The sequence below is a fragment of the Comamonas testosteroni TK102 genome (genome assembly GCF_000739375.1).
Taxonomy (GTDB): domain Bacteria; phylum Pseudomonadota; class Gammaproteobacteria; order Burkholderiales; family Burkholderiaceae_C; genus Comamonas; species Comamonas brasiliensis.
The window spans coordinates 3,072,573-3,084,875 of sequence record NZ_CP006704.1 but is presented as its reverse complement, the minus strand read 5'-3'; the positions used below and the strand labels follow the sequence as shown (position 1 = coordinate 3,084,875).

General features: G+C 59.9%; 14 protein-coding genes. All 14 read right to left on the bottom strand.

The window, feature by feature from the left end; all coding sequences use genetic code 11:
- Nucleotides 1-4: 4 nt before the first annotated feature.
- Nucleotides 5-418, bottom strand: coding sequence for a hypothetical protein (locus tag O987_RS13935; protein ID WP_019042341.1), 414 nt, complete (start codon nt 416-418; stop codon nt 5-7).
- Nucleotides 415-1,797 carry an integrating conjugative element protein gene (locus O987_RS13930; RefSeq protein ID WP_019042342.1) on the bottom strand — a complete coding sequence of 461 codons (1,383 nt, stop codon included), beginning with the start codon at nt 1,795-1,797 and terminating at the stop codon, nt 415-417. Before O987_RS13930 ends, O987_RS13935 begins: the two co-directional genes overlap by 4 nt.
- A 20-nt stretch (nt 1,798-1,817) precedes the next feature.
- Nucleotides 1,818-3,047 carry a TraU family protein gene (locus O987_RS13925; protein WP_019042343.1) on the bottom strand — a complete coding sequence of 410 codons (1,230 nt, stop codon included), beginning with the start codon at nt 3,045-3,047 and terminating at the stop codon, nt 1,818-1,820.
- Between the two features lie 62 nt (nt 3,048-3,109).
- Entirely contained in the window at nt 3,110-3,556 is a 447-nt protein-coding gene (locus O987_RS13920) for a TIGR03757 family integrating conjugative element protein (protein WP_019042344.1), read from the bottom strand.
- Nucleotides 3,553-6,402, bottom strand: coding sequence for a conjugative transfer ATPase (locus O987_RS13915; RefSeq protein WP_019042345.1), 2,850 nt, complete (start codon nt 6,400-6,402; stop codon nt 3,553-3,555). Before O987_RS13915 ends, O987_RS13920 begins: the two co-directional genes overlap by 4 nt.
- On the bottom strand, nt 6,399-6,884 hold the full coding sequence (locus O987_RS13910) for a TIGR03751 family conjugal transfer lipoprotein (protein WP_019042346.1): 486 nt from the start codon (nt 6,882-6,884) through the stop codon (nt 6,399-6,401). Before O987_RS13910 ends, O987_RS13915 begins: the two co-directional genes overlap by 4 nt.
- Entirely contained in the window at nt 6,871-8,289 is a 1,419-nt protein-coding gene (locus O987_RS13905) for a TIGR03752 family integrating conjugative element protein (protein ID WP_019042347.1), read from the bottom strand. Before O987_RS13905 ends, O987_RS13910 begins: the two co-directional genes overlap by 14 nt.
- Nucleotides 8,290-8,296: 7 nt before the next feature.
- On the bottom strand, nt 8,297-9,385 hold the full coding sequence (locus O987_RS13900; RefSeq protein ID WP_029158355.1) for a TIGR03749 family integrating conjugative element protein: 1,089 nt from the start codon (nt 9,383-9,385) through the stop codon (nt 8,297-8,299).
- Nucleotides 9,386-9,390: 5 nt separating this feature from the next.
- Nucleotides 9,391-10,131 (bottom strand): PFL_4703 family integrating conjugative element protein, encoded by a 741-nt coding sequence (locus O987_RS13895; RefSeq protein WP_019042349.1) that lies wholly within the window; start codon nt 10,129-10,131, stop codon nt 9,391-9,393.
- The gene (locus O987_RS13890) at nt 10,131-10,559 is read right to left on the bottom strand and encodes a TIGR03750 family conjugal transfer protein (protein ID WP_019042350.1); all 429 of its coding nucleotides are present in this window, start codon (nt 10,557-10,559) and stop codon (nt 10,131-10,133) included. The genes O987_RS13895 and O987_RS13890 overlap by 1 nt, the downstream gene beginning before the upstream one ends.
- 1 nt (nt 10,560) lies before the next feature.
- The gene (locus O987_RS13885) at nt 10,561-10,944 is read right to left on the bottom strand and encodes a TIGR03745 family integrating conjugative element membrane protein (protein ID WP_019042351.1); all 384 of its coding nucleotides are present in this window, start codon (nt 10,942-10,944) and stop codon (nt 10,561-10,563) included.
- 29 nt (nt 10,945-10,973) lie between these two features.
- Entirely contained in the window at nt 10,974-11,216 is a 243-nt protein-coding gene (locus tag O987_RS13880) for a DUF3262 family protein (protein WP_029158356.1), read from the bottom strand.
- Nucleotides 11,217-11,234: 18 nt separating this feature from the next.
- On the bottom strand, nt 11,235-11,549 hold the full coding sequence (locus tag O987_RS13875; RefSeq protein ID WP_019042353.1) for an RAQPRD family integrative conjugative element protein: 315 nt from the start codon (nt 11,547-11,549) through the stop codon (nt 11,235-11,237).
- Between the two features lie 23 nt (nt 11,550-11,572).
- Entirely contained in the window at nt 11,573-12,301 is a 729-nt protein-coding gene (locus O987_RS13870) for a TIGR03747 family integrating conjugative element membrane protein (RefSeq protein ID WP_019042354.1), read from the bottom strand.
- Between the last annotated feature and the right edge of the window lie 2 nt (nt 12,302-12,303).

Sequence of the window (12,303 nt, the reverse complement as noted above, 5' to 3'; positions counted from 1 at the left end):
TCGATCAGGAGATAAGGCCCATGATGAATCGGGCAATATTGCCCGCGCCTATTGGCACGAGTGCCAGGTACATCGTCAGCATGCCGGCAACGCGCCAGCGCATAGCCAGCACCGCCCGCAGCTCATGCTTGGCCACGTAGCCGCGTCTGAATCCCCAGGCCACGATCGGACGCCAACTGACAATCACCCAGCTGCACAGTGCGGTCTGAGTAAGCGTCCCGAGTTGCGCGCCCTTGCGAAACCATGCTGAGACAGAGACGACCTGTGAGGGCTCCAGCTTGAGCAGCCAGGTTAACAAGGTGCCGCCAATCAAAACGATCAAGGCACCGTAGATGAGCCAGGGCAGCCAACGACGAAGCCGCCCCTTACGCTTTGGAACCGGCTGAGACGCTTCCTCGACTTTTTCGGTGCCGGTCATCTTGTGCTCACACGTCCGTCGACCAACGGCGCAGGATCTGCACGCGTGCCGCCTTGCACATCCATCGACGCGGCCCCGGCTTGCTGCTGGTTGCCCATAATCGACAAAGCTGTCTCGCCGGTCATTTCTTTCCGTATGCGGAACTCAAACATCATGTCGTTGATGTACTGAGTCAGGCGGTCAATCTTCGTCTGTACCTCGGATCTAACGGGAGCAGCGCCTGTGGCCTCGGGCAGGCTCATGCCAGAGATCAGCGCGTTACGCGCGATCAATGCCTTATCGATGGTCTTGTAGACCGCAACCTCCTGGGCCAGGCGGTTAATGGCCACAGACCGCACATCAGTCGGCAGCTTGCGCACGGCGTCCATCAGCTGTGGGCTCACGGCCATGCCGGGAGCGCTGACTTTGGCCAGGTCGGCATGGCTGCTTGAAGTGCTGAAGCCCATATTTCGCATCGTGGGCAGTACCTCGTCCAGCTCGCGCTCAAATTTCGGGGCCAGGCCGGTCGCCGTCGAGGTGATGGTGGGGCTCGGGCAATCGGAGCCTTGGGTGCACATATAGATTTTCTGATCGCCAAGGACTTCGGCACTCCAGCGAGCCAGATCGTCCGGGGTCTTGAAGGCCTGGACCAGGCGCGTCGATGCCAGCGAGGAGCTGCCGTAGTTCGCCGTCGACAGGGAGTTGGCTGCCTTGTTGATGGTGACGTTGTAGCCGGCGACGGCCAGGTCGCGGATTGGCTGGATAGGAGGGGTCCCAGCACCCCCGGCTCGGCTGCCAAATACCCATGGCAATCCGGCACGCTGGCCCGCCTCGTTCTTGTTGATATCGAGCTTGGCATTGACTACGCTGCCGCCCGTATTGGCCTTGACCTTCCAGGCATCGCCCTTGGCCAGGGCTATGTACTCCTCATAAGGGTCCTGGCCATTCTTGATCATCGCCTCCATGTCCTCACAGGTCTTCAGCGATGCAGAGACCAGCAGATCCGCCTTCTGGCTGAAGTTTTGGAAGAGCTGATAGAGGCCTGGCTGCGCGCGCTGGAGGAAATACAGCGGCAGGGCCGAGATACCGGCTTGCACGGCCCCGGTAATCGTCGCACCCAGGTTCTGGATGCTATTCATGAGATCCGACCACGAGAGCCCGATGTCAAACTTCCCGCAGGAATAGTTCGCGCGGACGCCGGCACCCAACTGCATCGATAAGGCGCTGCGATGGGGGGCAGCGCTGATCGGCGAGCCCCCGCCCATCCGATAGTAGAGACCCGACGAGGTAATCGTCTGGGCGGCCGCAGGTGTCACGACCGAGGGAGCCAGCACGCAGGCCAAGGTCACGGCCGCGCAGATCCGCTTGAAGCGCAGAGAAGAGGAGTGTGCGATTGTCATAGTGAAATTGGAGTGGGAGGTCAGGGCACGGAGTAGAGATACACACCACGACGCCGGCAGCAGGTGTACTTTTGCCAAAGGTTCCAGGCGTAGCCGTCATCGGAGCTGGTGGCTCCATCCCCGAACGAAGTCAGCGACAGCGAGTCGTTCTGGCCGAATTGCTGGCACCCGGACCAAGCCTGCGGATACAACATCTGCCATTTGCGCTTCTCGCCATAGTTGAAGTAGCGATAGCCCCCGGAGGGCTGGACGCGCGAGTAGATGTGAGGCTGAGCTTCCTTGTAGATGATCGAGGCGACACGCTCAGCTAGCACTGCAGAAGCCTTCACGGGGTGCGACTGGATGATTTCTCCGGTACGTGGGTACAGGTTGCCCCAGGTCTGCGTATAGCCTGAGCCGATCTCGCCCAGTCCGGGTACCCAGGCCTGCGGATAGATCATTTCCACAGGCACGATGCCGCGCCAGAAAGGCGCATCGAGCTCGCTTTGGAAGTGCAGGTTGAAATAGCTGGCTCCGCCAGGACAGAAGAGGGCACCTCCGGTGCTGCCCGAGAGAATTTCGGAGAGCTGCTGCAGACCGGCGATGCCCGCCTGGATCTGCTGCACGGTCTCGGCGATCTCCATCACCTGCTTCACGCCCTCGATGGTCTTGAGGATCGTTCCAAGGCTGGCCAGCAATGATTCCGAGCTCAACAGACCCTTGGCATCAGATGCCACAGTTTCTGCAATGCTGGCAGGCACTTGGGTCCACTGGCGCCCAATATTGGGTAGCTCCTTCGAGGGAAACTTGGCCAACTCGCTAACCGTGGGAAATGCGATGGACTTAGGCATTGTGAACATGCCGCCAGACGCGAGCATGCTGGCAAACATGCCGGCAGGATTGCCTATGGCATCCGCCCCTTTGAAGTTCGCCATGGCTGAGTTGCTGTCCAGGCCGCCGGCGGACGAGTCCAGCAGCCGTCCTGTCAGTGCAGATCCAGCCGTTGTCAACGTGGTGGCCACGACCGTGCCGATGTCGGTCCAAGGGTGGCGCAGCGGTTCGTTGTAGGTGCTGACCACCACATCTGGCACATAGTGGGAGATCTTGATCGAGGTCCGAATCCAGCATCCGGTCCAGCCGCAGCTCAAGAAAAAGCACACGCCCTCGACGGAGTACGACACACAAGACAAGGCCGCCTTGGCCGTATTCGCGATGATGGCCGGGGTGGTGGTTCCTGCCATGGTGGTGGCCGGTGTGAGCACAGCGCACATCGAGGCCGTACTGACGGCCGCGACGAGACGGCGCAGCCTGAGATTTAGGGAAGCTCGTTTTTTCATCGGGAAGGCCTCTGCTGAGCCGCGGCGAACAGTTCGATGGCGCGGTCCACATCCGCAACTCCATAAATGACCTTGGCGCGATTGATGACGATGGCCGGGAGCCGGTCCAATCGGTACTGGACGGCCAGCGTCATGCCGGAGGCCGCATTGGTGATCTGGTCCTTGTAGCGGCGACGGATCTCGGCCTCGTGCTGACGCATATAGGCCATGGCGTCGGCTTCGTTCTTGGGCAGCCCTGCATTGAGCTGCTGCTCAAGCTGAGCCATGGCGTCCACGCGATAGACCTTGAGCACGTAGCCAGGCTGGCGAAACGGCGGCCGTACCACCGTGGCCGAATTGGCGAAGACCTCCACGGTTGTCACCGAAGGGCCGATAGAGCCTTGGGCCAGCGCGCCATGAGCGCAAAGAAGCAGCACCAGGGCAGTGAGGGAGGACCGCATCATGCGCGCGCCTCCTGCAGGCGTGCCGCCACGCGGTAGGCCGCTTGAACCTCGGTGCAACCATGCTCGTCCATGAGACGGCGGCGCTCGGCCTTCTCGTGGCCCTCGGTCATTGCCAGCGCGATTGGCAACGCCGGTGGCACGTTTCGGAACAGCCACTGATTGTTCGCGCTGATGAGCACACCTTCGGTGTACTTCGCCGGCTCCTTGACGGCAGACTCCATCATGTGGCGTTGCTCAGGTGTGAGCGATCGAAAGCGCGCGATCTCCTCGATCTCGTTTTTGTCCATGGTCAGCAACATCCAGAACTCGCACATGGACAGCACGCGGGACATGCTGCCAGGGAAGTCCTTCAGGTTTTGCGTGGCCAGCCAGAACCAGGCATTGAGCTTTCGCCACATCTTGGTGCCCTTGGCCACCTTCGGGCCAAGCAGCTCGTTGGTGGTAATCAAGTGCCCTTCATCGGTCAGCATGATGAGGGGGCGATCCTCATGCTGAGCGGCCTCGGCGCGCGACTGCACCGAGTCCAGCAGGCTGGTGTAGGCCACAGCAAGCGCATCCTCATAGCCGTCTTTGGTCAGTGTGCCCATTTCCACCAGGGTTACATCGGCATCGGGCCAGTCCTGGCCCAGGCGGTTGAAGAGCTTGCCGCGCAGGCCTGTCGTGAAGGTCATCATCGAATGGCCCATCTCTTCGGCGCGCGCGCGGCGGTGCTCCGACAGAGATGCGTCCTTGACCATGGCCGTCAGCTCCAGGGCGACGTCTTGTGTCAGAGGATGGGGCTTGCCTTCGTTGGATACGCGCACTGCGGCTCGAATAATGGCCCTGGTGACCAGATAGCGGTCGGCGCGCGTCATGCGTTTGAGCTCGGCGTCTTCACCACCCGTAATCATCATGATGGCCGAGATGAGCATCTCGCCTAGGTAGTCGCGCTTTTCTTCGTCCGAGTCGTCGTTGGCGTCATCAGGCTCCATCACTTCATTGACCGACTCCATCAGTCGCTCGGCACCTACGAGCTCAGCATCCTCTTCGGAGGGGATACCCGCTCCAGCGCCGAAGTATTCCTCCGCTGCCTTGAAGGACTCCATGATCTCCTTGTCCTGCAGCAGCTCGCTGGCGTACACGAATGGAGGCAGTGATACGTCTGTATCGCCGCTCAAGTTGACGCGATACACGCTCAAGCCTTTGGTGGCCATGTCCTTGACCATCAGATCGAAAGACTTGCCTGCATCCGCGATCACCAGGCGTGGGCGGTGGATGGCCATGACCAGCATGGACAGGTAATTCAACGTCGCCGACTTGCCCGCTCCTGTGGGGCCGAACACCACCATATGGGCGTTCTTCTTGCGGTCGATCTTGTTGAGTGGATCGATCCACAACGGCTCGCCGCCCCGGTTCCAGAACCAAAAGCCGGGGTTGGCCGTTCCGCGTGAGCGCCCGTAGACCGGCAAAATGGCGGCGATCAGGCTCGCAAACGTCAGGCGCGACCGTCGCATGCTTCGCAGGTCGAACGTGGGATCAAATGCGAATGGCAATGCACGCAGGAATGCGTCATGCGCCACAAGGTCCTCTCGGGATTCGATGAAACGCATCCCGGTCGGCGTCAGCTGGGCATTGACCTCGGAGACAGCCGCATCCAGATCCGCATGAGTCTTGCCGCTCAGGTACAGCCCCATGAACATCGGATACAGCTTGTCCCCGGTGGCCATGTGCTGGAGCACTTGCTCCGACTCTCTATGGGTCTCCTGCGCCACGGCGTTTTGAGCACGGGAGGCCTTTTTGATGTCCTCGACGTGGCGCTCGACCTGGTATTGGGCAGCAATCGTCACCGTCACGGACAGCATCGAGCCAGGCGGCAGCCGGTCAAACCGCGCATAGGCTTCGTTCCCGATCCGGCTTTCTGCGGAGAAGTGCCCTATGCTAGGGTGAGCACGAAGGTTCTGCAGCGTGAGGAACTTCACCGGCTGGCCATCGAATTCGAAGCAGCCTTGTTCCTGGTTGCACGAGGGCTCAGACAGGTTTAGCGACTCGGAAAAGTCCCAGTCATAGATGCCCTCTGGAGCCACATCACCCGGATAGGGCGCGCCGCGGAACAGCTCGGCGCCCGTGCTGGCCCAGGGCACATTACGGTTGAAGAATGGAAGCATCCACTCGTAGAAGTCCTTGCCGTTGGCACGCCGCGCCGTCACGCCGGCTTCGTTCAGCGTGGCCAGCAAGGTGGTGGCCACAGCCTCCATCTGCTGCTCGGCCATGCGGCGCTCATTGACCAAGTCATCAAACTGGCGATAGATGCAGCAGCGAACCCGCCGCTGCTGGCCACGCCAGGTCTGGCCCGTCACCAAGGTGTCGGTAAACAGCCCCTGCTCTCGGGAAACCTGCGACAGGTGACTGCGAAACTCCTTCAGCACGGACTGCGTGTATTCCGAGTCGATGATGGCCTGCGCGCGCTTGGCGTCCTTGTGCTGGGACAGGATGTAGTCGTGAAGGTATTGGTTAAGCCCGTCGATGTTTCGGTCATCGCTCAGGAAGAACTGCACCACCCAAGGCGAAGAGTCGACCTCGGGAATCGCCTGAATGGCCTCTTGAATCTTGCGGCAGTGCTCCTGCAGGTACTCCAGCGGCTGCGCCTCCGTAGCGACAGCGCCCAGCTCGAACAGCGCGCCCAAGGTCTTGCCGTCGCGCATCACAAAGTTGCGGTCTTTGGGTGAAAACTTGATCCAAGGCAGCAGCTCGGTGAAGGAGGGCGGACGGGCGGCCATCTGCTTGCGGTCGGCGGCCGTCATGAGCCGGCGCTTGTGCTTGCTTTTGGTACCACCAGACAGGCCCAGCATTTCCAGCAATCCGCTCATTGGCCGGCCTCCCGAGCAGTGCGGCCGCGTGAGAATGCGGCGCGGCCTTGTTGCAGCTCTTCGGCCACCTCACCGGGCATGGCGTACTCCGTTGACTCATACATTGGGAAAACCGTGACATAGCCAGGCACGGGGTAGCGGCCCTTGGCCAGGTGGGGATAGACCACCATGACCAGATCCGGGTTGGGTACGCGTGCAAAGCGCTGTTGCATAGGCTCCAGGGCCGACCAGTAACGCTGTGTCATTTCGTCGCCGCGCGCGATCGGGCGCGCAGTCGACGCACGCTCCAGGCGGTCCCGCGCCGTCTCACGAGAGGAAGCCGCTGACTGCGGGGGCTGAAACTTGCCCCGATACACATCCACCAGGGTCGGACTGCCAGCCGTAGCCTCTTTCAGCGGAGACTCGCGCGACCCAATAGCCGTGCAACCAGCCAGTAGCGCGGGAAGCACGATGGCAAGAAGAAGGGGATTATTCGAGGCCATAGCGGGCTCCAGACAGGACATTGGGGGACTGCGTGCGGTGCACGATCTTTCTTGGGTTGGCGGGCTTGTCGATTTCGATCTGGCGGTCCAGATGCACGACCAGCTGCTGGCCAGCGGGCGTGACCACCGCGTCAAACGAGCTCTTGAGGCGCTCAGTCAGCCAGCGCACCAGCTCATCGGTGGCTCCAGAACCCATGCGGCCCAGTGCAAAACTGCCGGCATTTCCGGTGATCGAGGAGGTGGTGCCATTGCTGCTGGCCATGGTGGTGGTCTGGGCCTGCGCCAAGGCCTCGGCGGCCACGCCCAAGCCCTTGGCACCAATGATGTCGGTCAGGTAAGCAGGCGCATTGGTCACGAACTTGCCTTGAATACAGGGGTTGCCGTACAGATCACTGATGAATCCAAGGTCTGTGGAACCATTGGTAGCGATGGCTGTGACGCCGGCACCTGCCTGGGTCTGCGGCGCACGACGCGCCGAAACCGTATGGATCGCACCATCTTTGAACACGAAAGTCATGCTGCGGATCTTTCCCTCGGTGCACGAAAGCGCCATATCGCCTACGGCCACGCCGGTAACGATCATCCCGGCGAGGTCTTCGGGCAACTCCCAGCCGTTGGTGGCCAAGTTGTCGCGCCCGACCATGGCTTTGAATTGCATGGGGTCCGTCACACGGCCATTGACCGGCACACGGCCGATCAAACTGGTCATCGCGGTGACGCCCGCCAGCGTGGAGTTCTCCGGCAGCGTGAAATAAGCTACGGGTTGGGGCTTCGAGGCTGCCTGAGTGGCCTGAGCAGCTTGTGCGGCCTGGGCCGCGCTGACCGCACTGGGCATGGATTGCGTGCCGTCCGGCGCTACGCGCACATAGCGCGTAACCATCTTCCCCTGATGCTGAGTTGTTTCGGTGGTGTAGCCCATGGGCGGAACCACCTTGTAGGAAGTGCTGCCGCCAGCTAAGCCTAGATCCTGGGAACCACCGGCGGGTCGATGGCCTCCGCCACTACCACCTGAGCCAACCCCTGTAACAGAGTCGATCGCGTCGCCAATGGGCTTAAAGACATCCAATGGGGCTGGATCTGTGTCATTAGTGCTGCCACCGACCGCCCCAGCCGGCGTGGCACCTGCAGGTGCACCTTTCTCCAAGCGCTCCAGGCGCTTGCTGAAATCCTGGTTAGCACGGAGCACTTCCTGAATATCTGCTCGCAGATCCTTGTTGGCTGCGACCACTGTGGCCAGCGTCTCGCTGGGGGTGTCCTCATCTGCGCCTGCCGTTTTGGGCAGGGGGGCTGCGGCCATGGGTGCAGCGGTCGGTGCATTGTTCTGGCGCATCACGATGACCGCACCGACGATGACGAAGGCCACGATGACAAGAACAGGGGTGAGTTTGTTGCTTTTCACTGCCATGGGGGCCTCACAGACAAGACTCGAAAGTGCGATCGCACACCAGGTAGACCGCCGTGGTGTCGGTGTCTGTACCGGCAGCACCGATCCGGCCATGCTGGGCCGTGGCCGAGAGCCAGCGCCCGCGCAAGCTCTCCAAGGGCAGCTCCAGGGCAAAGCGCGAGCGGTTGGTGACGCGCACCGCAGTCACATACAGGTTTCCCGACTTCCACTGGCCTACGGGCGCAGCGTCCACGGCAGCGCCACGGAACAGTGTCGGCACGGGTTCGGTTCCTACGCCAACCTGGCTCACACCTGGCGTACCACCAGCCAAGCGTCGAGGTGCGTAGAGCTGCCGGGCAGCATGTCGAGTGAGCTGCACCATGTCCGCAGCAACGCTCTCTTGCTGTTGAGACTGGCCACCAGACAAAGCAGCTCCACCAGTGGGGTTCGGCACAGTCGCGGGCTCGATCACAGAAACCTGCAGCTCGCCTTTAGCGGACTGCGTGGACACGACCTTGCCCTTGGGGTCTTTGGCGTCTGGAGCGGCTACCGCAATCAGATCCATCGGAATCTGCTGGCCGCTATCCACCAGCTCGGCAATGATTCGGATCGCCGTGAATGGCACGAGCGCAGTCACATAGATCGTGCCGGCGATCGTCTCGATACGCGCCACGCTATCCATGTCACTGGGCATGCGCAGCAACGCATCGGCTGGCAGGGTCACTAGGCGCTCCTGGCCGACCGTCAGATTCACCCGGACTGGCTCACGCGCAAACACAGCACGCTCGGCGGGGCCAGAAGTCAAAGGAGCTGGACCAACGCGGCGTAGAGACGCTTCGGCAGCTGCGCGCCTGGCGGAACCTACGGCTGTATTCGCCAGCGGTGCGGGCACGCTAACACCTGCCACCATACGCCCGCCAGCTGGGGTGCGTCCTGCATTGGCTCCAGCAGCTGGTGTTGCAGCTGCTGTACCCGTCTGGCCCAGATCAATAGGCTCATTGAACTCGGGCGTCTCGGTACTGCCCGCAAGCGATTCGACCTGCTGAGCAGCGACGCTGCCGTGCAGAAGCTGCAGGCCGACCAGGAGGCAGATCGAAAGAGAACGACGTTGGATCATGTGGATCAATCGACAGAGGTGTCACGAGGCAGGCTCGAAGGGGCAATAGTTCCGGGCAGACGCGGTGCTTTCAGGTCCGCTTGAACCGGCGCGCCAGGCTTGAGCTCCGCAGGATTGAGGCGCGCGGGCTGGCTACTGCCGAAGCAATCCAAGCCTAGACGCCATGGGTTGCGCTCACGGTCCACATCGAAGCGCACCACGCGTAGCGGGTACCGAATGAATACGTCCTTGACCGGCTGCCCTGCGAAGGTCTCCTGAACCTGCATGTCCAGCAGCACCGTCCAAGCATCCGAGCCTTCACGGATCACACGGTTTTCGCTGTACGGAAAGCCGGGAATCTCGCTGATCTGGCGGGTACGGCGGCGCAGCTCGCCTTTGGCGTGACGCTGTTGCATGTCGGTTTGCAGTTGCGCCTGGCAACGCGGAGTCAGATAAAACTGCATCGCATAAATCTGCTTGCCATAGTCTTGAGAGCCGTCGCTTTGCCAGCGATTAATCTGCTGCCAGATGTAGTACGCAAAGCCGTAGGCATTTGTAGACGGCACTGGCGACTGCCCATCAATCACCCGTATCGTGTCACCCGCCTTAATATCGGGTGCGACGTGCAAGTCGATATTTTTAGGAACGCGCGACGCGAACCACATCCCAGCCACACCGAAAAAAACGACTGCAAAAATAATGTTTGTCAGTTTTTTGGTATGGCTGCGCTCCGACGCCAAGGCGTCCAGATAATCACCGCTGCTCATTATTTATCTTCCGATGATTTAGATTTGGCCTGGATGGAATTCATGCGATAGCTGCAACCCAACTGCATCCGGCCGTCATGGACCAGGAATTTAGGCTTTGCCAATTTATGTGACACAAGATAAAAATGCATCGAATGGAGATAGAAGCCTTCAGGCCGATTTCTCTTGACTTCTTGCAGATAGAGTGATGAATACCAGAGGACTGCGAAAGGTACGATAACGCACAAAATTGGAAGAGCGACCCAAAACCCGGTAATAAGGGCTATCGTCCCACCAATAAAAGCGCTCACAGCGAACGACACACCCCCAATATACCCAGCTTCGCTCGTCGCCATACCATTGATAATCGGCGGCTCGGAATTCACGCGATCTGTCAAGGGCGCCATGACAGGCGCCTTCCCTTGGTGGCGAGAGTCATTCGCTGCCATGTTAGGACAGTGCTTGTGCCGCGTAGTTGACCATCAAGATCACAAAACTAATAATAATCACGCTCACAATAACAAACTCCTTAAGGTCGCCCAATTGAATCTTGCCAGCGGTGTAGTCACGGTAGCGCTGCAAAGAGGCAGTTACAACGAATAGAAACGCGATAGCGGCCAGAACCAATCCCAGAATGGTCATTCCGAGTTTAAAATACGCTCCCATTTGCCCGAGAACATCGCCCTCTTGTGTAGTCCCACCGCCGATACTTCCACCTGCAGGAGCTTGAATTGTTGGCAGAGCGCTAAAAGCAGGGCAGGTTGCGAGCAGCACAACCGGAGCCAGTGCAATAGAGGCGATTCCAGAATTAATTTTCTTCAAATGTTTTTTCATGATTTCTCCGGTTGATTAATTTCTTTGATTTACAAAATTATTGATCCGAGCACACCGACCACTAATAGAACGGTGATGGCAATTCCAATACATGCACGCATGGCTTCCGGTGCATTCAGCTCTCCGTCTCCATAAGCCTTCAATACCAGCGTGCCGAGCCATGCGCCAATAGAAAAAACCATCGCAAAAACCACGACAAAAAGCAGGTACTTCAAGCTTTGAGGATTGAATCCGGCACCTTGCATAAATGCAGTCGCCATTTCTGATTGCATGGTTTGTTTTTCTTTTGGTTATTGCCGATAGTCCCCACGCAATGGCGCGACTGGGCGAGGTTGGCGAGGTGCATCCACATGGTTCGTTACGCCGAGGCGCAGCAGCTCCAGGTCGCGCTGCAGCCAGTCGTAGCGGAACTTCACGCGCTGACCGGTCGGCGCGGCTTTTTCCGCGTCAGCAACCATCAGCTGCACCTGTTCGATCTCGCCAGCGATGCGCGCCAGGCGCTCGCGTTCCAGCTCGTCGTCGGCAACATCTGCCCAGGCCATCGCAGTGGTGGAGAGCACTCCAATCACCAAGAGGGCAAAGAACGAATGTCGTGAGCGTTTCATCAATATCTCCTTCAAAATCAATGTCATGCGTATTTCTTGAACGCGCCTACTGTTGTCGATAGGGTGAATGCCACAAGCACGGTGAACACCAGAACCATGTAGGCCGGGTTGAAGCCACCGAATGGCCAGGACAGGTACAAGCCAAAGCCACCTGTAAGCGCCCAGCCCACATAGCGCTTGGCGTGGTGGTAGACGAACGAGGACTCGCGGCCGCCTTGCCAACGGCGCCGATCCCTGCGCACCAAGCCGTCGATCACTCCCATCAGGCAGGCGAGCGCAAATGCGGGGAGCGCGAAAACAGCAGTGCAGAGGCGCAGCAGAACGTCCTGCAGGACAAACATGCTGATGACCACCCATTCACTGAGCATGTGGATGAACGACGAGCCGGCCTTGGCCAGCCCTTTGAGTTGGGGCTGCACGCTTTGACCCAGAAAGCTGGGCAGAGCCGCATCTGTACCCGCCTGCTGGGCGGCCAAGTTGCGCTGATACCAGCGCAGCGCACCAAGACGCTCGTAGGGCATACGAACCCACTTCACAATGCGCAGCGAAAAGTCCACGGTGTCTGGCACTAGCAGACTGCGTGGCGCGGCTGCGATATAGCGCAGATCCTGCTGCACCATCTCCTGTGCATGGCGGATGCCCTGGCCACGCCAGAAGAAATAGCCACCGCCGATTTCAATTACCAGACCGATGAGCCACGAGGACACTGTCACGCTGAATAGCCCAAAGCCAACCAACACGGCCACGCCCACAG

Coding starts and splice junctions, on each gene's coding strand:
- O987_RS13930 (WP_019042342.1), bottom strand. CDS start 1,797: ATGACAATCGCACACTCCTCTTCTCTGCGCTTCAAGCGGATCTGCGCG.
- O987_RS13890 (WP_019042350.1), bottom strand. CDS start 10,559: ATGGCAGCGAATGACTCTCGCCACCAAGGGAAGGCGCCTGTCATGGCG.
- O987_RS13905 (WP_019042347.1), bottom strand. CDS start 8,289: ATGGCAGTGAAAAGCAACAAACTCACCCCTGTTCTTGTCATCGTGGCC.
- O987_RS13935 (WP_019042341.1), bottom strand. CDS start 418: ATGACCGGCACCGAAAAAGTCGAGGAAGCGTCTCAGCCGGTTCCAAAG.
- O987_RS13895 (WP_019042349.1), bottom strand. CDS start 10,131: ATGAGCAGCGGTGATTATCTGGACGCCTTGGCGTCGGAGCGCAGCCAT.
- O987_RS13875 (WP_019042353.1), bottom strand. CDS start 11,549: ATGAAACGCTCACGACATTCGTTCTTTGCCCTCTTGGTGATTGGAGTG.
- O987_RS13915 (WP_019042345.1), bottom strand. CDS start 6,402: ATGAGCGGATTGCTGGAAATGCTGGGCCTGTCTGGTGGTACCAAAAGC.
- O987_RS13880 (WP_029158356.1), bottom strand. CDS start 11,216: ATGCAATCAGAAATGGCGACTGCATTTATGCAAGGTGCCGGATTCAAT.
- O987_RS13885 (WP_019042351.1), bottom strand. CDS start 10,944: ATGAAAAAACATTTGAAGAAAATTAATTCTGGAATCGCCTCTATTGCA.
- O987_RS13910 (WP_019042346.1), bottom strand. CDS start 6,884: ATGGCCTCGAATAATCCCCTTCTTCTTGCCATCGTGCTTCCCGCGCTA.
- O987_RS13900 (WP_029158355.1), bottom strand. CDS start 9,385: ATGATCCAACGTCGTTCTCTTTCGATCTGCCTCCTGGTCGGCCTGCAG.
- O987_RS13920 (WP_019042344.1), bottom strand. CDS start 3,556: ATGATGCGGTCCTCCCTCACTGCCCTGGTGCTGCTTCTTTGCGCTCAT.
- O987_RS13925 (WP_019042343.1), bottom strand. CDS start 3,047: ATGTGCGCTGTGCTCACACCGGCCACCACCATGGCAGGAACCACCACC.